Origin of the sequence: Cellulomonas flavigena DSM 20109, assembly GCF_000092865.1 — a bacterium.
Lineage (GTDB): Bacteria > Actinomycetota > Actinomycetes > Actinomycetales > Cellulomonadaceae > Cellulomonas > Cellulomonas flavigena.
In genome coordinates this window covers 1,645,409-1,669,782 of record NC_014151.1, presented here as the reverse complement: position 1 = coordinate 1,669,782, position 24,374 = coordinate 1,645,409, and the positions used below count along the sequence as shown (strand labels likewise).

Sequence of the window (24,374 nt, the reverse complement as noted above, 5' to 3'; positions counted from 1 at the left end):
ACGGCGGGTACCGTCCGCGGGACGCTCAGCCCGCGACCAGCTCGTCCACCAGCTCGGCGACGCGGTCGGCGGCGGTGGCCACCGGGACCTGCTCCGACGTGCCACCGGCGCGCGGACGCACCTCGACCACACCGTCGGCCAGACCGCGGCCCACGACCACGACCAGCGGCACGCCGAGGAGCTCGGCGTCGGCGAACTTCACGCCCGGCGACACCTTGGGGCGGTCGTCGTAGAGGACCTCGACGCCACGCGCCGAGAGCGTCGTGGCGAGGGCCTCGGCCGCCTCGAACACCGCGGCGTCCTTGCCGGTGGCCAGGACGTGCACGTGGGCCGGCGCGACGTCGGCCGGCCACGCGAGGCCGCGCTCGTCGTGGTTGGCCTCCGCGAGCGCCGCGAGGACGCGCGTGACGCCGATGCCGTAGGAACCCATGGTGACGACCTGTGCCTTGCCGTTCTGGTCGAGCACCGTCAGTCCGAGCGCCTGCGCGTACTTGCGGCCGAGCTGGAAGATGTGGCCGATCTCGATGCCGCGCGCGAGCTCGAGCGGGCCCGAACCGTCCGGCGCCGGGTCACCGGCGCGCACCTCGGCGGCCTCGACCGTGCCGTCCGCGGTGAAGTCGCGGCCCATGACCAGGTCGAACACGTGGCGACCGGCCTCGTTCGCCCCGGTGATCCACCGCGTGCCGGGCACGACGCGCGGGTCCAGCAGGTAGCGCACCGCGGTGCGCTCGGCACCGTCGGCGACCGGGACGTTCGGGCCCAGCACGCCGGGGCCGATGTACCCGCGCACGAGCTCGCGGTGGGCCGCGAAGTCGGCGTCGCCGGCCGGTTCCACCTCGGCCGGCGCGACCGCCGCTTCGAGGCGCTTGAGGTCGACCTCACGGTCGCCGGGCAGCCCGACGACGACGAGCTCGCGCTCCCCCGTGGGCTGCACCAGCGCGAGCACCACGTTCTTGAGGGTGTCGGCGGCCGTCCAGGGACGGTCGGGACGTGCGAACCGCTCGTTCGCGAGGGCGACGAGCGTGTCGATCGTCGGGGTGTCGGGCGTGTCCTCGACGTGGGCGGCGGGCACCTCCGACGCGTCGACCGGTTCGGGCACGACCGTCGTGACGGCCTCGACGTTGGCCGCGTAGCCGCCGGCCGAACGCACGAACGTGTCCTCACCGATCGCGGTCGGCGTGAGGAACTCCTCCGAGCGCGAGCCGCCCATGGCACCCGACGTCGCGGCCACGATGACGTACTCCAGGCCGAGGCGGTCGAAGATCCGCTGGTACGCGGCCCGCTGCGCCTCGTAGGACGCGGCGAGCCCTGCGTCGTCGACGTCGAAGGAGTAGGCGTCCTTCATGACGAACTCGCGCCCGCGGATGAGACCGGCGCGCGGCCGCGCCTCGTCCCGGTACTTGGTCTGGATCTGGTAGAGCGCGAGCGGCAGGTCCTTGTACGACGAGTACAGGTCCTTGACCAGCAGCGTGAACATCTCCTCGTGCGTGGGCGCGAGGAGGTAGTCACCGCCCTTGCGGTCCTTCAGGCGGAAGATGTTGGGCCCGTACTCGGTCCACCGGCCCGTGGCCTCGTACGGCTCCTTGGGCAGCAGCGCCGGGAAGTGCACCTCCTGCGCCCCGATCGCGGCCATCTCCTCGCGGACGACCTGCTCGACCTTCGCGAGGACGCGCAGGCCCAGCGGGAGCCAGGTGTAGATGCCGGGGGCGGCGCGACGGATGTACCCCGCGCGCACGAGCAGCCGGTGGCTGGCGACCTCGGCATCGGCGGGGTCCTCGCGCAGGGTGCGGACGAACAGCGTGGACATGCGCAGGAGCATGCGACGAGCCTAGTGCGCGCGGCGGGGTGCGCTGTCCGTCGTCGGCGCCCGGTGCGAGGATGCACACGTGCCGGAGCTGCCCGAGGTCGAGGCGCTCGCGCAGTTCCTGGGCGAGCGGGCGGTCGGCCGTGCCGTGACGCGCGTCGAGGTCGCGGCGATCAGCGCGCTCAAGACCTTCCGTCCCCCACCGACCGCGCTGCGCGGGGGTACCGTGCTCGAGGCGTCCCGGCACGGCAAGTGGCTGGACCTCTCGGTCGGCTCCCTCGCCGACGGCACGCTCCACGTGGTGTGGCACCTGTCGCGCGCCGGGTGGGTGCGTTGGTACGACGCGCTGCCGGAGCGACCGGCACGACCGGGGAAGTCCCCGCTCGCTCTGCGGGTCGGGTTCGACGACGGCTCCGGGTTCGACCTCACGGAGGCCGGCACGCGCAAGCGGCTCGCCGTGCACGTCGTCGCGGACCCGGCGGACGTCCCGCAGATCGCCACCCTCGGCGTGGAGCCGTTGTCCGACGCGTTCACCCCTGAGCGCCTCGGCGAGCTGCTCGCGGCACGCAACCAGCAGGTCAAGGGCCTCCTGCGTGACCAGGGCACCATCGCGGGCATCGGCAACGCCTACTCCGACGAGATCCTGCTCGTCGCGCGGACGAGCCCGTTCGCACCCACGCGCTCGTACGACGAGGCCCGCACGCGCAGGCTGCACACGGCGATCCGCGAGGTCCTCACCGAGGCCGTCACCACCGCGGCCGGCCGCCCGGCCGCGGAGCTCAAGGACGCCAAGCGCCGCGGCATGCGTGTGCACGGACGCACCGGGGAGCCCTGCCCCGGGTGGGACGGCACGCCGTGCGGTGACACGGTGCACGAGGTGTCGTTCGCGGACTCCTCGCTGCAGTACTGCCCGACGTGCCAGACCGGCGGCAAGCCGCTCGCGGACCGTCGCATGTCGCGCCTGCTGCGCTGACCCGCCCACGGGTGACGTCGCCGCCCGGATCGTCCGCCGCCGTCCGACACGCGCGCTACCGTGAGGCCATGACCGCGGCACCCGCCCTCGTCCGCGACCACGCGCTGCCACTGAGCTTCGCCGTGCTCGGCGGCATCACGCAGACCTGCTCCGTCGCAGGGCTCGCACTCCTCACCCTGGGCCACGGCGTCGCGGCCTGGGCGCTCATGATGGTGGGCACCCTGCTCTCGCTCGGCAACCAGCTCCGATGGCGCCGGCGCGTCGACGGCCGCCCGCTCGGGAACTCGCTCGGCGCCGTCGGTCTGCTCGCCACGGTGATCGCGGTCCTCGTCGTGGCCGCCCTGGGCGCACGCGCCGTCGTCACCGACCTCCCCTGGCTCGCCGCGCTCGTCGCCCTCGCCGCCGGCGCGGTGACGACCGTCCTGCTGCGCTGGTGGCAGCTGCGGCCGGTCCGGTCCCCGGTCTGAGGCCAGGGCCGGACGCCTCAGAACAGCACGGTCGCGTAGGCACCGACCTCGCGGAAGCCGACCGCCTGGTACGCCCGCACGGCGCGCGTGTTGTAGCCGTTGACGTACAGCGAGACGACGGGCGCGATCTCGGCCCGTGCCAGCTCGGCGACCCGCGCCATGCCGCCCTCCGAGAGCCGCTCACCGCGTCGCTCCGGGTCCACCCAGACACCCTGGACCTGGGCGACGCCACCGGCGACCGCCGGCACCTCGGCCTTGAACACCACGCGAGGCCGCCGCAGGCTGCCCACCCGGTCGACGAGCACGAACGAGCGGCCGTCCTCGACGAGCCGACGCACCCGCGTCTCGTAGGGCCCGCCCGGACCGCTCGCCGGGGAGTACCCGACCTCCTCGGTGAACATCCGCACGCACGCCGGCAGCACCATGTCGTACTCGTCGGGGCGCGAGCGTCGCACGCGCGGGTCGGGAGCGACGAGCGGGTCGCCGTCGAGCACCATGGACGGCTGGTGCGCCCTCACCTCGCGCTCGAGCGGCCAGGAGCCCCGCAGCCGGGACCACAGGCCGAGCACGGCGTCCGCCGGACCCACGATCGACGAGCACCGCCGCCCGCGGGAGCGTCCGAGCTCGGCGAAGGCCGACAGCGCGCGCGACGCCACGTCCGCGTCCAGCGGACCCAGGACGGGCACGAGGTTGGCCCCGACCCAGCAGACGGCGAGCAGCACGTCGCCCTCGGCGTAGCCCCACAGCTCTCCGCCGGCGCGGCGGACGCCGCCGGCGACGGCCTGCTCGAGGCGGCTCGCGGCCAGCACCGAGCCGACCGGGTCGGTGGCGCAGACCGCGAGCGCGGCCGCGACGTCGCCGTCGCCGAGCACGACCGCGCCGGTGCGTCCCGAGAGCGTCGTCGTCGGTGGCACCACCATGTCCCGATTGTGCCCTACGTCACACCGGCCTGTCGCTCGTTCGCGGTCCCCGGCGCCAGGTCTCACCCGGTCGCTCAGCCGACGCTCACCACGGGCGCGCCCTCGCCCGCCTCGACGGGGTCCATGGTCTCGGCGAGGCGCATGGCCTCCTCGATGAGGGTCTCGACGATCATCGACTCGGGCACGGTCTTGACGACCTCGCCCTTGACGAAGATCTGGCCCTTGCCGTTGCCGGAGGCGACGCCGAGGTCGGCCTCGCGCGCCTCACCCGGCCCGTTGACGACGCACCCCATGACCGCGACGCGCAGCGGCACCTCCATGCCCTCGAGCCCGGCGGTGACCTTCTCGGCGAGCGTGTAGACGTCGACCTGAGCACGCCCGCACGAGGGGCACGACACGATCTCGAGCTTGCGCGGGCGCAGGTTCAGCGACTGCAGGATCTGGATGCCGACCTTGACCTCCTCGACGGGAGGAGCCGACAGGGACACGCGGATGGTGTCGCCGATGCCCTTGCTCAGCAGGGCCCCGAAGGCCGTCGCCGACTTGATGGTGCCCTGGAACGCCGGGCCCGCCTCCGTCACACCGAGGTGCAGCGGCCAGTCGCCCCGCTCGGCGAGCAGCTCGTAGGCGCGCACCATCACGACCGGGTCGTTGTGCTTGACGCTGATCTTGAAGTCGCGGAAGCCGTGCTCCTCGAACAGGGACGCCTCCCACACGGCCGACTCGACGAGCGCCTCGGGCGTCGCCTTGCCGTACTTGGCGAGCAGGCGGGGGTCGAGCGAGCCGGCGTTGACGCCGATCCGGATCGAGACCCCGGCGTCGGTGGCGGCCTGCGCGATCTCCTTGACCTGGTCGTCGAACTTGCGGATGTTGCCAGGGTTCACCCGCACCGCGGCGCAACCGGCGTCGATGGCCGCGAAGACGTACTTCGGCTGGAAGTGGATGTCCGCGATCACCGGGATCTGGGACTTGCGCGCGATCGCAGGCAGCGCCTCGGCGTCGTCCTGGCTCGGCACGGCCACGCGCACGATGTCGCAGCCGGAGGCCGTCAGCTCGGCGATCTGCTGCAGCGTGCGGTTGACGTCGGTCGTCGGGGTCGTCGTCATCGACTGCACCGAGACCGGGGCGTCGCCCCCGACCTCGACCTTGCCGACGCGGATCTTGCGGGACGCTCGCCGCGGGGCCAGCACGGGGGCAGGCGCCTGCGGCATGCCGAGGCTGATCGGGGTGCTCACGACGTCATCATCCCATCCCGCGGCCGCCACGGCGCCGGGAGGGACAGGGCGCACGCGGATACGCACGGGGCCGTCACCGGACGTCCACCTCAGCCGCCGAGCCGGACCGGGTTGACGATGTCGGCGTAGACCAGCAGGAGTCCCACGCCGCCGAGGACGACGAACACGGAGTACGCCAGCGGCACGAGCTGCGCCGAGTCGGCGGGCCGGGGTCGCCCCTCCCCGCGCAGCTGCGCGAGACGCCGGCGCGCACCCTCCCACAGCGCGGTGACGACGTGGCCGCCGTCCAGGGGCGGCAGCGGGATGAGGTTGAAGAGGAACAGCGCGAGGTTGAGCATCGCGAGCGTCGAGAGCAGCGCCGCCGCACGGACGGCCACCGGCTCGGTGTCCATCGCCGCGATCTCTCCGGCGAACCGGCCGACGCCCACGGGCCCGACGATCGACGTCTCGTCGCGCTCGCCGCCCTCCACCGTGGTGGCCACCAGGTCCGCGACCCGCTGCGGCAGCGTGACGACGACCTTGGCGGTCTGCCACGTCGCGTCGGCCGCCACCCCGAGGGCGGCGCCCACGGACTGCCGCTGGACCTCGACCGCCGGCCCGACCCCGAGGAAGCCGACCTCCCGCGTGACCTGCCGGCCACCGCCGTCCGTCACGGCCAGTCCGTCGTCGTCGGTCACGGGACGTTCGGCGACCACCAGGGTCGCGGTGAGCGCGACCTCGGCACCGTCACGCTCGACCACGACGGTGACCGTGCGGTCACCCGCGTCCCGGATGAGGCCGGCGACCTGGGCCCACGACTCCACCGCGACCCCGTCGAACTCCACCAGGCGGTCGCCGGGGCGCACCCCCGCGGCGGCGGCCGGGGCCGCGGGGTCGTCGTCCGTGCAGGCGGTGCCCGCCGGCGCGTCCAGCGCGACGATGCACTGCGAGACGCTCGCGACCGTGGTGCTCGCCGTCGGCACCCCGATGCCGACGTACGCGACGACCAGCAGGACGACCGCGATGAGCAGGTTCATGACGGGCCCGCCGAGCATGACGACGAGCTTCTTCGGCGTCGACAGCCGGTAGAACGCCCGATGGTCCTCCCCCGGGTGGATCTCGTCGCTGCTCGCGGCACGCGCGTCCGCCGCGACGCGCTGCCACCACGTGCGTGGCGCCGGGGCACCGACGGCCTCGTCGGTGGGGTACATGCCGATGAGGCGGACGTAGCCACCGAGCGGCAGCGCCTTGACGCCGTACTCGGTCTCGCCGCGCGTGCGCGACCACAGCGTCGGGCCGAACCCGACCATGTACTGGCTGACACGTACGCCGAACCGCTTGGCCGGCACCATGTGACCGACCTCGTGCAGCGCGATCGAGCCGAGCAGCACCACGACGAAGACGAGGACCCCGACGAAGGCCTCCACGACACCCACCTCCCACGGGCCGCTCGGCCCGCCTGCGCGCACAGGGTACGTCCGTCACCTGTCATCGTCCGCCGGCGGGCCGGCGGCCGCACCCCTCCGTCGCCCGCTCGGAGCACCGTCAGCGGGCTGCGCGTGCCCTGCTGACGACACGCGCCAGCACGACCACGAGCAGCGCGAGCACGAACATCGCAGAGCTGATGACGTTGGCCTGCGGCGGAATGCCCCGGGTCGCGGAGACGTAGACGAACTTCGGGAACGTCTCGAAGCCGCCGGACGTGAAGTTGGTGACGATGAAGTCGTCGAAGCTCAGGCTGAACGCGAGCAGCGCCGCGGCACCGATCCCGGGCAGCAGCAGCGGGAACGTGACCTTCCAGAACGCCTGCCAGGGCGTCGCGTAGAGGTCCGCCGCAGCCTGCTCCAGCGCCGGGTCGAGCGTCGCGACGCGGGCCTTGACGGCCACCACCACGAAGCTGAGGCAGAACATCACGTGCGCGACCACGACCGTGCCGAAACCCAGGGGCAGGCGCAGTGCGAGCAGCTGCGAGAGCAGCGCCGCCCCCAGCACGACCTCGGGCGTCGCCATCGGCAGGAACACCAGGAGGTTGACCGCACCCCGCCCGCGGAACCGCCCGCGCACCAGCCCGACGGCCAGCAGGGTGCCCAGCGCCGTCGCGAGCAGGGTCGACACGAGGCCCACCTGCAACGACCCGACGAGCGCCGAGCACACCCGCGGGGCGCCGCAGGGGTTGCGCCACGCGTCGAGAGTGAAGCCCCGCCAGACCAGGTTCGTCTTGCCCCCGTCGTTGAAGGAGAACAGCACCGTGTACGCGATGGGGACCAGCAGGAAGAGGAAGCCCAGCGCGGCGAACGTCGGCACGACCGCGCGGCCGGCGCCCCTCACACGAGCTCCTCGGTGCCGGCCCGACGCACGTAGAGGGTGACGAGCACGAGGATCGAGACCATGAGGACCACGGACAGGACGGCGGCCGTCGGGTAGTCGAGCACCCGGAAGAAGCGCGCGTCGATCACCTGCCCGACCATCACCGTCGTCCGGTTGTCGCCGAGCAGCGACGAGGTGACGTAGTCCCCCACCGCCGGGATGAACGTCAGCAGGGTGCCCGCGACGACGCCCGGCATCGACAGCGGCAGCGTCACGCGGCGGAAGACCGTCAGCGGGCGCGCGTACAGGTCCGCACCGGCCTCCAGCAGGCGCGGGTCGAGCCGCTCGAGCGACGCGAACAGCGGCAGGACCATGAACGGCAGGAACGCGTACGTGAGCCCGATGACGACCGCTGCGGCGGTCGCCGTCAGTCTCCCGTCGGGCGGCAGCAGGTGCAGCCACCGCAGGGCGGCGACCACCACGCCCTGGTCGGCCAGGATCTGCTTCCACGCGACGGTGCGCAGGATGAAGCTCGTGAAGAACGGCGCGACGACCAGCACGACGAGCACACCCTGGAGCCCGGGGCGTCCGCGCGCCCGTACCGCGATGACGTAGGCCATCGGGTAGCCGACCAGCAGCGTGGTCACCGTCGCCGCGGCGGCGAAGCCGAACGACCGCGCCAGCTGCGGCCAGAACTGCGCGAGCGCCTCGGTGTAGTTCTGCCACCGCAGGGCGGGCACGTACTGGCCGAGCTCGCCGCCCGGCACGGACGCGTAGAACGACGTCGCGAGCAGCGTGCCGACCGGGACGAGGAAGAACGCGACGAGGTACACGAGCCCGGGCAGGAGCAGCCTGCGGTGACCGCGCCGTGCCGCGGTCGGCGGCGTGCCCGCCCCGGGGCCCGGGGTCCGCTCGGGGCGCGCGAGCGCGGTGAGGACGCTCACGGCTCGTCGTCCGGCCCGAGCGTCCCCGCGTCGGACTCCTCGTGGCCGTCGAGCGCGAACGTGTACGGCACGTCCCACGCCAGCAGGACCCGGTCGCCGGGCGCGTGCACCGTGCTGCCTCCGACGTTCTGCGCGAAGACGCCGAACCGGCCGAGGCCCGCGACCTCGACCTGGTACTGCGTGCTGACGCCGGCGAACGACGTGTCGACCACCGTGCCGGGACCGAGCACGTTCTCGTCCCCACGGGGCTGGTGCCCCTCCCCCAGGAGGCGGATCTTCTCGGGACGGACACCCACGAGCACGCGCTGCGAGGACGCCACGCTGCGGACGGCGGGCACCCGGACCCATGCTCCTCCGACGTCGACCCCGAGCGTCGTGCCGTCGGCCGACGAGCCGGCCGCCCGGCCCGGCACGAGGTTCGACTGGCCGAGGAAGTTGGCGACGAACGCGGTCCGCGGGTGCTCGTAGAGGTCGGCGGGGGGACCGAGCTGCTCGATGCGCCCGTGGTTCATGACCGCGACCGTGTCGGCCATCGTCATGGCCTCCTCCTGGTCGTGCGTCACGTGCACGAACGTGAGCCCCACCTCGGCCTGGATCGCCTTGAGCTCGAGCTGCATGTGTCGACGCAGCTTGAGGTCCAGGGCTCCGAGCGGCTCGTCGAGCAGCAGGAGCGCGGGGCGGTTGACCACCGCGCGCGCGAGCGCGACACGCTGCTGCTGTCCCCCGGACAGCTGTGCGGGGCGACGCTGCGCGAGATGGGCGAGCTCGACGAGGTCGAGCGCCTCGAGCGCCCGCTCCCGCACCTGGCGCGCACGCCGCCGTCGCAGACCGAACGCGACGTTCTCCAGCACCGAGAGGTGCGGGAAGAGCGCGTAGGACTGGAACACCGTGTTCACCGGGCGGCGGTGGGCGGGGACGCCGGTCACGTCCCGGCCCGCGAGGCCGATGGTCCCGGCGGACGGCTGCTCCAGCCCGGCCACCATCCGCAACGTGGTCGTCTTGCCGCACCCCGAGGGTCCGAGCAGCGCGAAGAACGATCCCGACGGCACGGTCAGGGTCAGGTCGTCGACGGCCACGAAGTCGCCGAACCGCTTGGTGACCGACGCGAGCTCGAGCGCCGCGCCGCGCTCGTCGCGCACGGCCGTCATCGGCGCCGCGCGCGACGTCCCGACCGCGGTCACGCTCTCACGCGCCGATCACGGAGAGGAACTGGCCGTTGTAGCGCTCCTCCTCGGCCGGCGTCAGCGTCCGGAAGACGTGCACCTGGGACAGCACCTCCGCGGTCGGGAAGATGTTCGTGTCCTCGGCGAGGTCGGGATCGATCCGCGCCATCGCCTCCTGCGCGCCCTGGACGGGCGTGATGTAGTTGACCCAGGCCGCGACCTCGGCCGCGACCTCGGGGTCGTAGTAGTAGTCGAAGAGCTCCTCGGCCTGCGCCTTGCGCCCCGACGACCTCGGCACCATGAGGTTGTCGCTCCAGAGAGTGCCGCCCGCGTCGGGGATCGCGAACGCGAACCTGCCGTCGTAGTCGTAGTTGAGCGACGTGATGTCACCTGACCACGCGAAGCACGCGACCGCGTCGCCCGACGCCAGGTCCTGCGTGTAGGAGTTGCCGCGCACCCGGCGGATCTGCCCGTCGTCGAGGTGGCGACGCACGACGTCGAGCGCGTCGAACCAGTCGTCCGTGGTCCAGTTCGACGCGGGGTCCATGCCGTTCTCGAGCATGATGAGGCCGATGGTGTCGCGCATCTCCGACAGCACCTCGACCCGCCCCTTGAGCCTCGGGTCCCACAGGTCCGACACCGACCGCAGCCCCTCCGGGATGGCCTGCGTGTCCCACGCGATGCCCGCGAAGCCGGACTGCCACGTGAGCGAGAACCTGCGGCCGTCGTCGAAGTCGACGCCGTCGAGGTTGGGCAGGATGTTGGCGGCGTTGGGGATGCGGGTGCGGTCGAGCTCGGCGACGTACCCCTGGCGGATCCAGCGCGCCGTCATCCAGTCCGTGAGGGTGACGACGTCGTAGCCGATGTCCTGACCGTTCTCGAGCTGCTGCGAGATCTTGCCGTAGAACGAGTCGTTGTCCTCGATGTCCTCGGAGTACTCGACCGCGATACCCGTCCGCTCCTCGAAGGCCTCGAGGGTGGGGAAGCTGGTGCCGTCCTCGTTCTGGTCGAGGTACTGGGTCCAGTTCGCCCACCGCAGCGGACCTGTCGACGAGTCGCCCGTCCCGGCCCGGCTCGGGCCCGCGGTACCGCACGCGCCGAGCAGGGCCGCGGCGCCGGCGGCGCCCGCCGCCCCCGCCAGGAAGCGGCGCCGGGAGACGCCCCGGGCCTGCTTCACCAGCTCGCGCACGCGTGGGTCGGCCGGGAGGGCACGTCGGTCGCTGCTCATCTCGCTCCTCTCGCGCGGACCGTGACGCGGCCCGCGTGGATCGTGGCGCACCGGGTGGTGGCCGCACAAGGAATCCGTCGCGCCGCACGTCCTGCGCAACGAAACGTTTGCAGTCCCGGAGCATTCACGACGGAGACCGCGGTGCGAGGGTGTGACGGCGCGCACATGTTACGGGTGTGACCCACCCCTCTGACACGACCGCCCACGCTCCGGACCCGCCCCCTCGTCCCGACCTGCTACCCGCCGAACGCGGACATCACGTGCTTGAGCCGGGTGTACTCCTCGAGCCCGTAGAGCGACAGGTCCTTGCCGTACCCGGAGCTCTTGAAGCCGCCGTGCGGCATCTCCGCGACGAAGGGCAGGTGGGTGTTGACCCAGACGACGCCGACGTCGAGCGCGCGCGAGAGACGCAGCGCCCGGGCGTGGTCCCGTGTCCACACCGACGCCGCCAAGCCGTACCGCACGTCGTTCGCCAGGCGCAGCGCCTCGTCCTCGTCACCGAAGGACTGCACGGTCACCACGGGCCCGAAGATCTCCTCCTGCACGGCCTCGTCCTGCTGCCGCAGGCCCTCGACGACCGTCGCCTCGAGGAAGTACCCCGGGCCCTGCGGCCGCGTCCCTCCCACCACCACGCGAGCGTGGTCCGGCAACCGCTCGAGGAAACCCGTCACGCGCTCGAGCTGCGTCGAGTTGTTCAGCGGCCCGAAGGCCACGTCCGGGTCGTCCGGGCGTCCGGTGCGCCGCGAGCGTGCGGCCTGCGCGAGCGCCGCGACGAGGTCGTCGCGCACGCGCGCGTGCACCAGGACACGCGTCGCCGCCGTGCAGTCCTGACCCGCGTTGTAGTAGGCCGCGTCCGCGATCCCCTCCGCCGCCGCGGCGACGTCGGCGTCGTCGAGGACGAGCACCGGCGCCTTGCCCCCGAGCTCGAGGTGCACGCGCTTGAGACCGTCGGCCGCCGCCCGGGCGACCTCGGCGCCCGCGCGGACCGAGCCCGTGATCGCCACGAGGTCCGGGCGCGGGTGCGCGACGAGCGCGCGCCCCGTGTCCCGGTCGCCGCACACGACGTTGAGCACCCCCGGCGGCAGCACCTGCGCCGCGAGCCGCGCCAGCATCACCGTGGTCACCGGCGTGGTGTCGGACGGCTTGAGGACGACCGTGTTGCCGGCCGCGAGCGCCGGTGCGATCTTCCACACCGCCATCATCAGCGGGTAGTTCCACGGCGTGACCTGCCCGACGACCCCCACGGGCTCGCGGCGCAGCCAGGACGTGTGACCCTCGAGGTACTCGCCCGCCGACAGCCCCGTCAGGACGCGCGCAGCGCCCGCGAAGAAGCGCAGCTGGTCGGCGCACGGCGGCACCTCGTCGGTCGCGGTCAGGTGCAGCGGCTTGCCGGTGTTGCGCGACTCGGCGGCGACGAGCTCGTCGGCGTGCGCGTCCACGAGGTCGGCCAGGGCGAGCAGCGCCGACTGCCGCGCCGCCGGGGTCGTGCGCGCCCAGCCCGCGGCGGCCCGGTCGGCCGCGGCGTAGGCGGCCTCGACGTCGGCGGACCCGCTCAGCGGCGCACGCGCATACTCCTGACCGGTGCTCGGGTCGACGACGGCCGTGGTCGCGCCGTCACGCGCCGGGACGTCCTTCCCGTCGACGACGTTGCTGAGCTCGATCGGCGCGTGCTCGGTCACGGTCCTCCTCCTGGGTGACGCCCGGTGTGCGGCGGTTCGTCCCGGGAACCGTAGCGGGACGGCCCCGCCGGCGGTAGCACTCCGGCCTGCTCGCACCGGATTCCATGATCGACACGCGGTCGGGACGCGGATCCGCGTGTCGACACGCGATGGCAACACGGAATCACTTGCCTCGGCCGGGGTGTGACCACCACGATCGACTCCATGACGCAGCGTGACCGCGCCGTCGTGCTCGACGCGGCGGCCAAGGGGATCATCGAGCAGCTGCAGGAGGACGGACGCCGTCCGTACGCCACGATCGGCAAGGCCGTCGGCCTGTCCGAGGCGGCCGTGCGTCAGCGTGTCCAGCGCCTGCAGGAGTCGGGCGTCATCCAGATCGTCGCCGTGACCGACCCGCTGCAGGTCGGGTTCCGCCGCCAGGCGATGATCGGGATCCGTGCCGACGGCGACCTCAACGAGCTCGCCGAGCGCGTCGCGGCCGTGCCCGAGGTCGACTACGTCGTCGTCACCGCGGGGTCCTTCGACGTGCTCGTCGAGGTCGTGTGCGAGGACGACGAGCACCTCCTCGCGCTGCTCAACGAGCGGGTGCGGGCCTTGCCCGGGGTCCGCAGCACCGAGACGTTCGTGTACCTGCGGCTGCACAAGCAGCTCTACAACTGGGGAACCCGATGAGCACCACACCGCGCGGCACCGACCGCCAGAGCGCTGCCCGTGACCACCTGTGGGGCCACTTCACGCGGCAGAGCGCGTGGGCGCAGGGCGTTCCCACGATCGTGCGGGGCGAGGGCCACCACGTCTGGGACGCGGACGGGCACCGGCTGATCGACGGCCTGTCCGGCCTGTTCGTCGTGCAGCTCGGCCACGGGCGCGAGGAACTGGCCGCCGCCGCGGCCGCCCAGGCCCGCGAGCTCGCGTTCTTCCCGGTGTGGTCGTACGCGCACCCGCAGGCGATCGACCTGGCCGAGCGCCTCGCGTCGCACGCGCCGGGCGACGTCAACCGCGTGTTCTTCACGACCGGCGGCGGCGAGGCCGTCGAGACGGCGTGGAAGCTCGCCAAGCAGTACTGGAAGCTGCGGGGCCGCCCGGGCAAGCACAAGGTCGTCTCGCGTGCCGTGGCCTACCACGGCACGACGCAGGGGGCGCTGGCGATCACCGGGCTGCCCGAGCTCAAGGCGCCGTTCGAGCCGCTCGTGCCCGGCGCGCACAAGGTGCCCAACACCAACGCGTACCGCGCGCCCGAGGCACTGCGCGACGACCCGAAGGCCTTCGGCCGCTGGGCTGCGGACCGTGTCGCCGAGGCCATCGAGTTCGAGGGCCCCGAGACCGTCGCCGCCGTGTTCCTCGAGCCCGTGCAGAACGCCGGCGGGTGCTTCCCGCCCCCGCCCGGGTACTTCGAGCGCGTGCGCGAGATCTGCGACGAGCACGACGTGCTGCTCGTGTCCGACGAGGTCATCTGCGCGTTCGGTCGCATCGGGTCGATCTTCGCGTGTGACGACCTGGGCTACCAGCCCGACATGATCACGTGCGCGAAGGGCATGACCTCGGGCTACTCGCCGATCGGCGCGTGCCTCGTGTCCGACCGCGTCTACGAGCCGTTCGCACGCGGCACCACGAGCTTCGCGCACGGCTACACGTTCGGCGGCCACCCCGTGTCGGCCGCCGTCGCCATGGCCAACCTCGACCTCTTCGAGGCCGAGGGCGTCGTGGACCACGTCCACGAGAACGCCCCTGTGCTGCGTGCCGCCCTCGAGCGGCTCCTCGACCTGCCGATCGTCGGCGACGTGCGCGGCGAGGGCTTCTTCTACGGGATCGAGCTGGTGAAGGACAAGGTCACCCGCGAGACGTTCGACGACGACGAGTCCGAGCGGCTGCTGCGCGGCTTCCTGACCCCCGCGCTCTACGACGCAGGCCTGTACTGCCGCGCCGACGACCGCGGCGACCCCGTCGTCCAGCTCGCACCTCCCCTGACGTGCGGGCCCGCGCAGTTCGACGAGATCGAGCAGATCCTGCGGGGTGTCCTCACCGACGCATGGGCGCGCCTGTGACCCTCGCGGACGTCTCCCTGTGGTGGGACCAGGTCGTGGCCGACGACCCGGACGCCGGGCACCCCCGCCCACCCCTGGACGGCGACACGACCGCGGACGTCGTCGTGGTCGGCGGTGGCTACACCGGCCTGTGGACCGCGTACTACCTGCTCGAGGTCGACCCCTCGCTCGACGTGCTCGTCGTCGACGCGCACGTCGCCGGGTACGGCGCCAGCGGGCGCAACGGCGGCTGGTGCTCGGCGCTGTTCCCCGTCGGCGCCGACGCGCTCGCGCGTCGTCACGGCGCCGACGCGACGCACGCGATGCGGGCCGCCCTGCGGGACACCGTGGTCGAGGTCGGCGGCGTCGTCGCTGCCGAGCAGGTCGACTGCGACTTCCGGTACGGCGGCACCGTCACGCTGGCCCGCACGGCACCGCAGGTCGAGCGGGTCGCCGAGGAGGTCGCGCAGGCGCAGCGCTGGGGCGACGAGGCCCACCTCCTCGACCCCGACGGCGTCGCGGAGCACGTGCGCGCGTCGGGCGTGCTCGCCGGTGCGTGGACCCCCGACTGCGCGCGTCTGCAGCCCGCGCGGCTCGCGCACGGGCTCGCACGGGTCGTCGAGCAGCGCGGAGCCCGCATCGCCGAGGGCACGCGCGCGCTGCGCGTCTCCCCGCGAGCGGTCGTCACCGACCGCGGGACGGCGCGGTGCCGCTGGGTGGTGCGCGCGACCGAGGCGTGGACGGCGGGGCTGACCCGCGGCCGACCGCACGTCGTCCCCGTGTACTCGCTGATGATCGCCACCGAGCCGCTGCCCGCGGACGTGTGGGCGCAGATCGGGCTCGAGCGGGGCGAGACGTTCACCGACGCCCGTCACCTCGTCGTCTACGGGCAGCGCACGGCGGACGACCGCCTCGCGTTCGGGGGACGCGGCGCGCCGTACCACCTGGGGGCGGGCGTCGCGCCCGAGCACGACCGCGTGCCCCGCGTGCACGCGCACCTGCGCCGCGCGCTCGTCGAGCTGTTCCCGCAGGTCGCCGACCACGCGGTGACGCACACGTGGGGCGGGCCGCTGGGCGTCCCCCGCGACTGGCACCCGTCCGTGGGGCTGGACCGCGACACGGGGATCGGGTGGGCCGGAGGATACGTAGGCGACGGGGTCGCGGCATCGAACCTCGCCGGGCGGACTCTCGCGGACCTGGTCACCGGAGCCGACTCCGCGCTCACCCGGCTGCCCTGGGTGGGCCACCGCTCGCCGGCCTGGGAGCCGGAGCCGCTGCGCTGGGCAGGGATCACCGCGGCCCGGTGGGCCACCACCTGGTCGGACCGCACCGAGCGACGGACCGGACGCACGAGCCGCCTGCAGCCCGCGCTGGCACCGCTGACCGGAGGCTGAGCGACGCGAGGCGGTCAGCCGGTGGCGAGCACCTCGTGCGCGCGCGTGCGCGCCCACCGCTCGGCCGCGAGCACCGCGTCGAGGGTCAGCGACCCGGCAGGGGTCCCGTCGTGCTCGTCCAGCACCGACGCCACCGTGTCGACGACCTGCCCGAAGCCGATGCGCCCCGAGAGGAACGCGTCCACGCACTCCTCGTTCGCGGCGTTGTAGACCGCCGGGTGCGTGGCCGACGCCGCGAGCGCCCGGCGTGCGAGGCCCACCGCCGGGAACACGTCCTCGTCCAGCGGCTCGAACGTCCACGACGTCGCCGTCGTCCAGTCGCACGCCGACGCTGCGCCGGGCACGCGGTCGGGCCACGCCAGACCGAGCGCGATCGGCAGCCGCATGTCCGGCGGCGAGGCCTGCGCGATCGTCGAGCCGTCGACGAACTCGACCATCGAATGGACGACGGACTGGGGGTGCACCACCACCGCGATCCGCTCCACCGGGACGCCGAACAGCAGGTGCGCCTCGATCAGCTCGAGACCCTTGTTCATCAGGCTCGCCGAGTTCACCGTGACGACCGGGCCCATCGACCACGTCGGGTGCGCGAGGGCCTGCTGCGGGGTCGCGGTGCGGACCTGCTCGGCCGTCCACCCGCGGAACGGACCACCGGACGCCGTGAGCACCAGCCGGCGCACCTCTCGCTCGCTGCCCGAGCGCAACGCCTGCGCGATGGCCGAGTGCTCGGAGTCCACCGGCACGATCTGGTCGGGCCGGACCGCGGCGGCGTGCACGAGCGCACCGCCGACCACGAGGGACTCCTTGTTCGCGAGCGCCAACGTGCTGCCGGCGCGCAACGCTGCGAGCGTGGGCAGCAGGCCGACCGATCCCGTGATCCCGTTGAGGACGACGTCGGCGCCGGACGCGGCGAGCTCGGCCGCCGCGTCGGGCCCGGCCAGCACTCGCGTGCCCGGGAGCGCCTCGCGGACCGCGGCTGCCGCGGCGGTGTCGGCCACCGCGACGACCGGCACGGCGTGCGCACGCGCCTGCGCCACGAGCAGGTCGACGTGGGCGCCGCCGGCCGAGAGGCCCGCCACGCTGAAGTCGCCCGCGCGCGGGCCCATGATCTCGAGCGCCTGGGTGCCGATCGAGCCGGTGGAGCCCAGCACGACGACCGACCGGCTCATGCGCGCGCCCCGAGGGTGGTGCTCACTCGACGCCGAGCAGGACCTCGACCGCGCGCGCGACGAACGCGTCGACGGGTCCCTCCGCGTAGCCGTTGCGCCCGTTGCGGCGCCGGAAGGTGGTGGCCCGCACCTCGGCAGCCGTCAGGGGCGCCCCGGTGTCGAAGTACGCGACGAGTCGGTGGCACAGCTCGTCGACGTCCGCCGGCTCGTACCCGGGCTTGCGACCCTCGGGGGGCGCGAAACGGTCACCGTCGGGGCGCCCGAGGCGGCCGTACAGCGTGCGCGCCTGGGTGCCCAGGTGCTCCATCCACGCGGCCTGCCCGCGCTCCGCGACGAACTGCGAGCGGTGACGCGCGACGAACGCGGCCTCGAGCCGGTCGAGGGCCGCATCGACCGCTGCGGTCACGTACCCGCCGCGGACCAGGTCGAACGCCACCTGGCGGACGTCGGTGCCCGAGAGCGCCGTCGCTGGTCCCTGCTCGTACACCGAGCGCGCGTGAGCGAAGAACTCGTCGACCTCGTCCGGGTCGTAACCGCGACGCAGCCCGGAGACCGTGCGGAACATGCCGTCGCTCACTCGTCCTCCTCCGCGGCGAGCTGGCCGCACGCGCCGTCGATGTCGCTGCCGCGGGTGTCCCGGATCGTCGTGGGAACCCCGTGCGCTCGCAAGCGTGCCACGAACTCGGCCTCGACCTGCGGATCGCTCGCCGTCCAGCGCGAACCCGGTGTGGGGTTCAGCGGGATCGGGTTGCAGTGCACCCAGCCGGTGCCGCGGGCGACGAGCTTCTCGCCCAGCAGGTCCGCGCGCCACGCGTGGTCGTTGACGTCGCGGATCAGCGCGTACTCGATCGACACCCGCCGACCGGTGACGTCGAAGTAGCGGCGCGCGGAGTCGAGCGCCTCGTCGACGCTCCAGCGCGTGTTCACCGGGACGAGCTCGCTGCGCAGCTCGTCGTCCGGTGCGTGCAGGGACAGCGCGAGGGTCACGGGAATGCCCTCGCCGGCGAGCCGGTCCATCGCCGGCACGAGGCCCACGGTCGACACCGTGACGTTGCGCGCCGACATCCCGAGGCCGTCCGGCGCCGGTGCGACGAGCCGACGCACCGTCGCCATGACGGCCTTGTAGTTGGCCAGGGGTTCGCCCATGCCCATGAAGACGACGTTGCTCAGTCGCGTCGGCCCGCCGGGGACGTCGCCGTCCGCCAGCGCGCGGGCCGCCTGCCGCACCTGCTCGACGATCTCGGCGGTCGACAGGTTGCGCAGCAGGCCCATCTTGCCCGTCGCGCAGAAAGAGCACGCCAGGCCGCAGCCCGCCTGGGAGGACACGCACAGGGTCGTGCGGTTGGCGTAGCGCATGAGCACCGACTCGACCTTGGCACCGTCGAACAGGTGGTACAGCGTCTTGACCGTCGTGCCGTGGTCCGCGGTGAGCGTGCGGCTCGTCGTCAGCAGCTCCGGGAAGAGGTCGGCGACGAGCGTGTCCCGGCTGGCCTTCGGCAGGTCGGTCATCGCGTCGGCGTCCGACGTCAGGTGCGTGAAGTAGTGCGTCGCGAGCTGCTTGGCGCGGAACGGCTTCTCGCCGAGCGCCGTCACCGCCGCCACGCGCTCCTCGGGGGTGAGGTCGACGAAGTGACGCGGCGGCTTGCCGCGGGCTCCGCGGGAGGTCGCGGTGAGCTGGAGACGTACGGGGGTGGCGTTCACGGTCGGCGCCTCCTTCCGAAGGTGGTGAGGGGCGTTCAGCCGGCGGCCGGCTGCAGGACGGTGAGGAGCACCCACACGGTCGGTGCAGTGAGCAGGAGCGAGTCGAGGCGGTCGAGGACGCCGCCGTGCCCGGGCAGCAGGCGGCCCATGTCCTTGAGCTCGAGGTCACGCTTGATCATGGACTCGGCCAGGTCGCCGAGGGTCGCGCTCGCCACGACGCCGACACCGAGCAGCGCGCCCACCAGCGGTTCGCCCTGGAAGACCGTCTGGACGCCGACGACACCGACGACGCTCGTGAGCACGAGGGAGCCGAGCAGGCCCTCCCACGACTTCTTGGGGCTCACGGACGGTGCCAGCGGGTGGCGCCCGAGCAGGGACCCCACCACGTAGCCACCGGTGTCGCACGCGACGGCGAGCAGCACGAACAGCGCGACGCGCGCCGGCCCGTCCGGCTCGGCGAGGAGCAGCATGACGAACCCGGCGAGGAACGGCAGGTACGCCGCGGCGAACGTCGCGGCCGACGCGTCGCGCAGCGCCGCCTCCCCGCTGCCGTCGAGCACACGCCACACGACCGCGCCGCCCACCGTCAGCAGGAACGCGACGAACAGCGCCTCGGTCCCCGCGACGTACGCGGACACGAGGATGCCGGCCGATCCGACGACCAGCGGCACGAGCGGCAGGTGGACGGAGCGCCGCGAGAAGGCCTGCGCGAGCTCCCACATCGCGGCCGCGACCGCGATGACGGCGAGCGCCGCGAAGGCCTCCTTGCGGATGAACAGCGACGCGCCGACGAGACCGAGCAGCACGACGCCGACCGTGACCGCGGCCGGGAGGTCCCGGCCCGCTCCGGTCTTGCGGGGTGCGGCGAGCTGCGTCATCAGACCTCGAGCAGCTCGCTCTCCTTGGAGGCGAGCAGCTGGTCGACGAGCTCGACGTGCTTCTTGGTGAGCACCTCGAGCTCCTTCTCCGCGCGGGCGACCTCGTCCTCGCCGGCCTCGCCGTCCTTGGCGATGCGGTCGAGCTCCTCCTTGGCGCGCCGGCGCACGGAGCGCACGGAGATCCGGGCGTCCTCCGCCTTCGACTTGGCGAGCTTGACGAAGTCCTTGCGCCGCTCGGCCGTGAGGGCGGGGAGCACGACGCGTACGACGTTGCCGTCGTTCGTCGGGTTGACGCCCAGGTCGGAGTCGCGCAGGGCCTTCTCGATCGCCGTGGTCGACGACTTGTCGAACGGCGAGACGAGGATGGTGCGCGCCTCGACGACGTTGAAGGACGCCAGCTGCTGCAGCGGCGTCGGCGCGCCGTAGTAGTCGACGAAGATCTTGGCGAACATCGCCGCGTTCGCCCGGCCCGTGCGGATCGCCGCGAAGTCCTCCTTCGCGACCTCCACGGCCTTGTCCATCTTCTCCTCGGCCTCGAGGAGTGTGTCGTCGATCACCGGTGCTCCTTCGTCTGTGTCGTGGGACCTGGGCGCCGACCGCCGCGGGCGGGGCGCTCCGTGCTCAGCTCGCGGTGACGAGCGTGCCGATCTTCTCACCCTCGAGCGCACGCGTGACGTTGCCCTCGTCCTCCAGGCCGAAGACACGCATCGGCACGTCGTTGTCGCGGCACAGGCTCAGGGCCGAGGTGTCCATCACGCCGAGCTCGCCGACGATCGCCTCGGTGTAGGTCAGGTGGTCGAGCTTGCGCGCGTCGGGGTCGCGCCGCGGATCGGCCGTGTAGACACCGTCCACACCGTTCTTGCCCATGAGGACCTCCTGGCAGTGCGTCTCCAGGGCGCGCTGCACGGCGACGGTGTCGGTCGAGAAGTACGGCATCCCGGCGCCGGCACCGAAGATGACGACGCGGCCCTTCTCGAGGTGCCGGATCGCCCGCAGCGGGATGTACGGCTCGGCGACCTGTCCCATGGTGATGGCGGTCTGCACGCGCGTGCTCACGCCCGCCTGCTCGAGGAAGTCCTGCAGCGCGAGGCAGTTCATGACGGTGCCCAGCATGCCCATGTAGTCGGCGCGGGCCCGGTCCATGCCGCTGACCTGCAGCTCGACACCGCGGAAGAAGTTGCCGCCACCGACGACGATCGCGACCTGCACGCCGTTGCTCACGGCCTGCGCGATCTCCGTGGCGATACGCCGGACCACCGGCACCGCCAGACCGACCGCACCACCCCCGAAGCTCTCGCCCGAGAGCTTGAGGAGCACGCGGCGCGCACCCTCCGGCGTCCCCCGGTGCGTCTCCTGCGACGACGGCTGCTGGCTCACGTGTCCTCCACCTCGCTCGTGCGCCGCGTGGCGCGTGGCCGCTCGCTCGGCGCGGGTCGCCCGGCGGACCGCGGGCGCCCGGTGCGGCGGTGGCCCCGGCCCTCGTGGGCCGGGGCCACCGTCGTCGTCACGCGATCAGGCTCCCACGCGGAAGCGGACGAAGCCCGTCACCGTGCCGCCGGCCTCCGAGACGACCTGGCCGACCGACTTCTTGTTGTCCTTCGCGAAGGCCTGGTCCAGGAGGACCGACTCCTTGAAGAACCCGTTGAGGCGCCCCTCGACGATCTTCGGGAGGGCTCCCTCGGGCTTGCCCTCGTTGCGGGCCGTCTCCTCGGCGATCCGACGCTCGTTCTCGACGACGTCCGCGGGGACCTCGTCGCGCGTCAGGTAGCTCGGGGAGAACGCCGCGATGTGCGTCGCGATGTCGCGGGCGACCGCGGCACCGGCCGCGTCGGTCGCCACGAGGACACCGACCTGCGGGGGCAGGTCCTTGTTGACCTTGTGGAGGTAGACCTCGACGTGCTCGCCGGCGAGGCGGGCGACACGACGCACGACGATCTTCTCGCCCAGTGTCGCCGCGGTCTCGTCGACGACGGTCTGCACCGGCGTGCCGTCGGAGTCGGCCGCGAGCAGAGCGTCGGCGTCGGCCGCACCGGACGCGACCGCCGTGGCGAGCACGCGGTCGGCCAGCGAGATGAAGGTCTGGTTCTTGGCGACGAAGTCCGTCTCGGAGTTGACCTCGACGAGCACGCCCGCCTGGCCCTCGCCGTCGGCCGTCGGGCCGACGTGCGCCGCGACGAGGCCGTCGGAGGCCGCGCGGCCCTCGCGCTTGCCCACGCCCTTGAGCCCCTTGACGCGGATGATCTCGAGCGCCTTGTCGGAGTCGCCGCCGGCCTCCTCGAGCGCCTTCTTCACGTCCATCATGCCCGCGCCGGTCCGCTCGCGCAGCGCCTTGATGTCTGCCAGCGAGTAGTTCGCCATCAGTTCCGTCCGTCCTCGAGTTCTCGTCATGCCGACGTCCTCGGCATGCCGGGTGCGGCGCGGTGGTCCGCGCCGCACCCGTGGGGTCGTGCCGGGCGCCCGTCGGGGCGCCGGTGTCAGGCCTGCTCGGAGCCCTCGGCCGCGGCGACCTCGGTCTCGGCGGCCTCGGCGGCGGCCTCGACGGCGGGCGCGGCGTCCTGACCGGGCGCGACGGCCGACTCGGCCGGGGTCGCGTCCCCGGCGGGGGCCTCGGCGTCACCGGCCTTCTCGGCGGCGGCCTCGACGGCGGCCGGCGCGAGCGCCGGGTCCTGCAGTCCGGCCTCGGCGCCGGCGAGGAGCTCCCGCTCCCACTCGGCGAGCGGCTCGGCGTCGGCGTCGCCGCCCTGCGCGGCGGAGCTGCCGCCGGAGTGACGGCGCAGCGTGCCGTCGGCGACGGCGTCGGCGATCACGCGGGTCAGCAGCTGGACGGCGCGGATCGCGTCGTCGTTGCCCGGGATCGGGTAGTCCACGACGTCGGGGTCGCAGTTGGTGTCGAGGATCGCGACGACCGGGATGCCGAGCTTGCGCGCCTCGTCGACGGCGAGGTGCTCCTTGTTCGTGTCGACGATCCACACGGCCGAGGGGACCTTGACCATGTCACGGATACCGCCGAGCGTCTTGGTGAGCTTGTCCTTCTCACGACGCAGGACGAGCAGCTCCTTCTTCGTCAGGGCCGAGCCCGCGACGTCGTCGAAGTCGATCTGCTCGAGCTCCTTGAGGCGCTGCAGGCGCTTGTGGACGGTCGAGAAGTTGGTGAGCATGCCACCGAGCCAGCGCTGGTTGACGTAGGGCATGCCCACGCGCGCGGCCTGCTCGGCCACGGGCTCCTGCGCCTGCTTCTTGGTGCCGACGAAGAGGATCGAGCCGCCGTGCGCCACGGTCTGCGAGACGAACTCGTAGGCCCGGTCGATGTACGACAGCGACTGCTGCAGGTCGACGATGTAGATGCCGTTGCGCTCGGTGAAGATGAAGCGCTTCATCTTGGGGTTCCAGCGGCGGGTCTGGTGCCCGAAGTGGACACCGCTCTCGAGCAGCTGGCGCATGGTCACGACGGCCATGGCACGTCCTTCCGGCGCGCACCGCGAGGTGCGCGCGCTCGTGCGGACCCCCCGGGCCCGCGGTCTCGGTTGTCGGCTCGGCCGGCGGCCGCGCCCCTGGTGCCACCCGCCGCCCGCGCCGGGCACGAGGCCCGGACCGCTGCGGACGACGGCCCGCCGTCAGCGCCTGCGCCGACCTCCCGCACGGCCCGAGGGCGGGGCGAGGAGCTCGACGTCGACGTGGACGACCGGGGTCGTGGCACGCGAATTCGACCGGCACACGCCGGTCGTGGCAGGAGTCTATCCCACCGCAGGACCCGCCGCTGCCGTCCGTGCCGCTGCACGCACGCCGGCGCGACCCGTCCCCAGCCCGCGCGACGACGGGCCCCGTCCCCAGACCCGCGCACCCGCGCCCCCCGGGGCCGCGACAGCGGCACGCTGCTCGGGTGAACCCGCTCCCCCGCCCCGGGCCATGGACCGGATCCCCGCCGCGCCGCGCCGCGACCCCGGTCCGCCGCACCCTCGCCGCCGTGCTCGCGCTGTGCGGCGCGACGCTGCCGCTCGCCGCGGCGGCTGCGCCGCCAGGGGTCGAGCCAGGCTCCCTCGAGGCAGCGACCGCACGGCCGTCCGGCGTCGAGCCGTCCGCCTACCGGGCGCCGCTGGACGGCGCCGTGCACGTGGAGCGCGCGTTCGACCTTCCGGCGGCACCGTGGCTCCCCGGACACCGCGGCATCGACCTCGCGACCGTCACGGGCGCCACGGTGCGCGCCCCGGCCGACGGCGTCGTCGTGTTCGCCGGCCCCGTCGCCGGTCGCGGCGTGCTCAGCGTCCTGCACGGCGACGGGCGCCGGTCCAGCCTCGAACCGATCCGCTCCGAGGTGTCCGTCGGTTCACGCGTGCGTGCCGGCGACCCGCTGGGCACCGTCGACGGGCACACCCACGGCCATCCACGCACCGCCCCCGTCCTGCACTGGGGCGTGCGGGACGGCGAGGAGTACGTCGACCCGTGGGCGCTGCTGCCGGGTCGTGGCCCGGTCGTGCTGCTCCCCGTGCCGTGAGACGCGGCCGGCGAGCG

23 protein-coding genes are annotated in these 24,374 nt (G+C 73.4%); 6 read left to right on the top strand and 17 right to left on the bottom strand.

Going from position 1 to position 24,374, the window contains the following annotated elements; translation table 11 throughout:
- Positions 1 to 25: 25 nt before the first annotated feature.
- Entirely contained in the window at positions 26 to 1,819 is a 1,794-nt protein-coding gene (locus CFLA_RS07600; protein WP_013116737.1) for a proline--tRNA ligase, read from the bottom strand.
- A gap of 67 nt (positions 1,820 to 1,886) precedes the next feature.
- Here CFLA_RS07600 and CFLA_RS07595 point away from each other — a divergent pair, with 67 nt between their 5' ends.
- Both CFLA_RS07595 and CFLA_RS07590 read left to right on the top strand, forming a co-directional pair.
- Positions 1,887 to 2,777: an Fpg/Nei family DNA glycosylase gene (locus CFLA_RS07595; RefSeq protein WP_013116736.1), complete on the top strand. Its 891-nt coding sequence runs from the start codon at positions 1,887 to 1,889 to the stop codon at positions 2,775 to 2,777.
- Between the two features lie 68 nt (positions 2,778 to 2,845).
- Positions 2,846 to 3,244 (top strand): hypothetical protein, encoded by a 399-nt coding sequence (locus CFLA_RS07590; RefSeq protein ID WP_013116735.1) that lies wholly within the window; start codon positions 2,846 to 2,848, stop codon positions 3,242 to 3,244.
- 17 nt (positions 3,245 to 3,261) lie between these two features.
- Here CFLA_RS07590 and CFLA_RS07585 read toward each other — a convergent pair whose 3' ends face one another.
- The 8 genes from CFLA_RS07585 to CFLA_RS07550 form a co-directional block, all read right to left on the bottom strand.
- A complete protein-coding gene (locus CFLA_RS07585; protein WP_013116734.1) occupies positions 3,262 to 4,164 on the bottom strand; it encodes a GNAT family N-acetyltransferase in 903 nt (300 codons plus the stop codon).
- Between the two features lie 74 nt (positions 4,165 to 4,238).
- Positions 4,239 to 5,375 (bottom strand): flavodoxin-dependent (E)-4-hydroxy-3-methylbut-2-enyl-diphosphate synthase, encoded by a 1,137-nt coding sequence (ispG, locus tag CFLA_RS07580; RefSeq protein ID WP_187291350.1) that lies wholly within the window; start codon positions 5,373 to 5,375, stop codon positions 4,239 to 4,241.
- A gap of 113 nt (positions 5,376 to 5,488) precedes the next feature.
- Positions 5,489 to 6,805 (bottom strand): M50 family metallopeptidase, encoded by a 1,317-nt coding sequence (locus tag CFLA_RS07575; protein WP_013116732.1) that lies wholly within the window; start codon positions 6,803 to 6,805, stop codon positions 5,489 to 5,491.
- Between the two features lie 118 nt (positions 6,806 to 6,923).
- On the bottom strand, positions 6,924 to 7,706 hold the full coding sequence (locus tag CFLA_RS07570) for an ABC transporter permease (RefSeq protein WP_013116731.1): 783 nt from the start codon (positions 7,704 to 7,706) through the stop codon (positions 6,924 to 6,926).
- Positions 7,703 to 8,629, bottom strand: a complete 927-nt coding sequence (locus CFLA_RS07565) for an ABC transporter permease (RefSeq protein WP_013116730.1) — start codon at positions 8,627 to 8,629, stop codon at positions 7,703 to 7,705. Before CFLA_RS07565 ends, CFLA_RS07570 begins: the two co-directional genes overlap by 4 nt.
- Positions 8,626 to 9,777: an ABC transporter ATP-binding protein gene (locus CFLA_RS07560; RefSeq protein ID WP_013116729.1), complete on the bottom strand. Its 1,152-nt coding sequence runs from the start codon at positions 9,775 to 9,777 to the stop codon at positions 8,626 to 8,628. The genes CFLA_RS07565 and CFLA_RS07560 overlap by 4 nt, the downstream gene beginning before the upstream one ends.
- Positions 9,778 to 9,814: 37 nt before the next feature.
- On the bottom strand, positions 9,815 to 11,020 hold the full coding sequence (locus tag CFLA_RS07555; RefSeq protein ID WP_013116728.1) for a polyamine ABC transporter substrate-binding protein: 1,206 nt from the start codon (positions 11,018 to 11,020) through the stop codon (positions 9,815 to 9,817).
- A 236-nt stretch (positions 11,021 to 11,256) separates the two neighbouring features.
- Positions 11,257 to 12,699, bottom strand: coding sequence for an aminobutyraldehyde dehydrogenase (locus tag CFLA_RS07550; protein WP_013116727.1), 1,443 nt, complete (start codon positions 12,697 to 12,699; stop codon positions 11,257 to 11,259).
- Positions 12,700 to 12,903: 204 nt separating this feature from the next.
- On the opposite strand from CFLA_RS07550, the gene CFLA_RS07545 reads away from it, so the two are divergent.
- Genes CFLA_RS07545 through CFLA_RS07535 form a run of 3 tightly spaced genes read left to right on the top strand, consistent with a single transcriptional unit; the run spans position 12,904 to position 16,117 of the window.
- Positions 12,904 to 13,371, top strand: a complete 468-nt coding sequence (locus CFLA_RS07545) for an Lrp/AsnC family transcriptional regulator (RefSeq protein WP_043600163.1) — start codon at positions 12,904 to 12,906, stop codon at positions 13,369 to 13,371.
- On the top strand, positions 13,368 to 14,744 hold the full coding sequence (locus CFLA_RS07540; protein WP_013116725.1) for an aspartate aminotransferase family protein: 1,377 nt from the start codon (positions 13,368 to 13,370) through the stop codon (positions 14,742 to 14,744). Before CFLA_RS07545 ends, CFLA_RS07540 begins: the two co-directional genes overlap by 4 nt.
- Positions 14,729 to 16,117 (top strand): NAD(P)/FAD-dependent oxidoreductase, encoded by a 1,389-nt coding sequence (locus tag CFLA_RS07535; RefSeq protein WP_013116724.1) that lies wholly within the window; start codon positions 14,729 to 14,731, stop codon positions 16,115 to 16,117. Before CFLA_RS07540 ends, CFLA_RS07535 begins: the two co-directional genes overlap by 16 nt.
- Before the next feature lie 14 nt (positions 16,118 to 16,131).
- Here CFLA_RS07535 and dxr read toward each other — a convergent pair whose 3' ends face one another.
- The 8 genes from dxr to rpsB form a co-directional block, all read right to left on the bottom strand.
- Complete coding sequence (gene dxr / locus CFLA_RS07530) at positions 16,132 to 17,286, bottom strand: 1-deoxy-D-xylulose-5-phosphate reductoisomerase (protein WP_013116723.1); 1,155 nt, start codon at positions 17,284 to 17,286, stop codon at positions 16,132 to 16,134.
- 22 nt (positions 17,287 to 17,308) lie between these two features.
- Positions 17,309 to 17,863, bottom strand: a complete 555-nt coding sequence (locus CFLA_RS07525; protein WP_013116722.1) for a DivIVA domain-containing protein — start codon at positions 17,861 to 17,863, stop codon at positions 17,309 to 17,311.
- Positions 17,860 to 18,987 (bottom strand): dual-specificity RNA methyltransferase RlmN, encoded by a 1,128-nt coding sequence (rlmN, locus tag CFLA_RS07520; protein ID WP_013116721.1) that lies wholly within the window; start codon positions 18,985 to 18,987, stop codon positions 17,860 to 17,862. Before rlmN ends, CFLA_RS07525 begins: the two co-directional genes overlap by 4 nt.
- A gap of 35 nt (positions 18,988 to 19,022) precedes the next feature.
- Positions 19,023 to 19,865, bottom strand: a complete 843-nt coding sequence (locus CFLA_RS07515; protein ID WP_013116720.1) for a phosphatidate cytidylyltransferase — start codon at positions 19,863 to 19,865, stop codon at positions 19,023 to 19,025.
- Complete coding sequence (gene frr, locus CFLA_RS07510) at positions 19,865 to 20,422, bottom strand: ribosome recycling factor (RefSeq protein WP_013116719.1); 558 nt, start codon at positions 20,420 to 20,422, stop codon at positions 19,865 to 19,867. Before frr ends, CFLA_RS07515 begins: the two co-directional genes overlap by 1 nt.
- Before the next feature lie 64 nt (positions 20,423 to 20,486).
- A complete protein-coding gene (gene pyrH, locus CFLA_RS07505) occupies positions 20,487 to 21,242 on the bottom strand; it encodes a UMP kinase (protein WP_013116718.1) in 756 nt (251 codons plus the stop codon).
- A 135-nt stretch (positions 21,243 to 21,377) separates the two neighbouring features.
- Complete coding sequence (gene tsf / locus CFLA_RS07500; protein WP_013116717.1) at positions 21,378 to 22,223, bottom strand: translation elongation factor Ts; 846 nt, start codon at positions 22,221 to 22,223, stop codon at positions 21,378 to 21,380.
- A gap of 116 nt (positions 22,224 to 22,339) precedes the next feature.
- A complete protein-coding gene (gene rpsB, locus CFLA_RS07495; RefSeq protein ID WP_013116716.1) occupies positions 22,340 to 23,320 on the bottom strand; it encodes a 30S ribosomal protein S2 in 981 nt (326 codons plus the stop codon).
- A 425-nt stretch (positions 23,321 to 23,745) separates the two neighbouring features.
- Between rpsB and CFLA_RS07490 the strand changes: the two genes are divergently transcribed.
- Positions 23,746 to 24,357, top strand: coding sequence for a murein hydrolase activator EnvC family protein (locus tag CFLA_RS07490; protein WP_013116715.1), 612 nt, complete (start codon positions 23,746 to 23,748; stop codon positions 24,355 to 24,357).
- Positions 24,358 to 24,374: the final 17 nt, after the last annotated feature.

Coding starts and splice junctions, on each gene's coding strand:
- CFLA_RS07600 (WP_013116737.1), bottom strand. CDS start 1,819: ATGCTCCTGCGCATGTCCACGCTGTTCGTCCGCACCCTGCGCGAGGAC.
- CFLA_RS07590 (WP_013116735.1), top strand. CDS start 2,846: ATGACCGCGGCACCCGCCCTCGTCCGCGACCACGCGCTGCCACTGAGC.
- CFLA_RS07585 (WP_013116734.1), bottom strand. CDS start 4,164: ATGGTGGTGCCACCGACGACGACGCTCTCGGGACGCACCGGCGCGGTC.
- ispG (WP_187291350.1), bottom strand. CDS start 5,375: ATGCCGCAGGCGCCTGCCCCCGTGCTGGCCCCGCGGCGAGCGTCCCGC.
- CFLA_RS07560 (WP_013116729.1), bottom strand. CDS start 9,777: ATGACGGCCGTGCGCGACGAGCGCGGCGCGGCGCTCGAGCTCGCGTCG.
- CFLA_RS07555 (WP_013116728.1), bottom strand. CDS start 11,020: ATGAGCAGCGACCGACGTGCCCTCCCGGCCGACCCACGCGTGCGCGAG.
- CFLA_RS07545 (WP_043600163.1), top strand. CDS start 12,904: ATGACGCAGCGTGACCGCGCCGTCGTGCTCGACGCGGCGGCCAAGGGG.
- CFLA_RS07540 (WP_013116725.1), top strand. CDS start 13,368: ATGAGCACCACACCGCGCGGCACCGACCGCCAGAGCGCTGCCCGTGAC.
- CFLA_RS07535 (WP_013116724.1), top strand. CDS start 14,729: ATGGGCGCGCCTGTGACCCTCGCGGACGTCTCCCTGTGGTGGGACCAG.
- dxr (WP_013116723.1), bottom strand. CDS start 17,286: ATGAGCCGGTCGGTCGTCGTGCTGGGCTCCACCGGCTCGATCGGCACC.
- CFLA_RS07515 (WP_013116720.1), bottom strand. CDS start 19,865: ATGACGCAGCTCGCCGCACCCCGCAAGACCGGAGCGGGCCGGGACCTC.
- tsf (WP_013116717.1), bottom strand. CDS start 22,223: ATGGCGAACTACTCGCTGGCAGACATCAAGGCGCTGCGCGAGCGGACC.
- rpsB (WP_013116716.1), bottom strand. CDS start 23,320: ATGGCCGTCGTGACCATGCGCCAGCTGCTCGAGAGCGGTGTCCACTTC.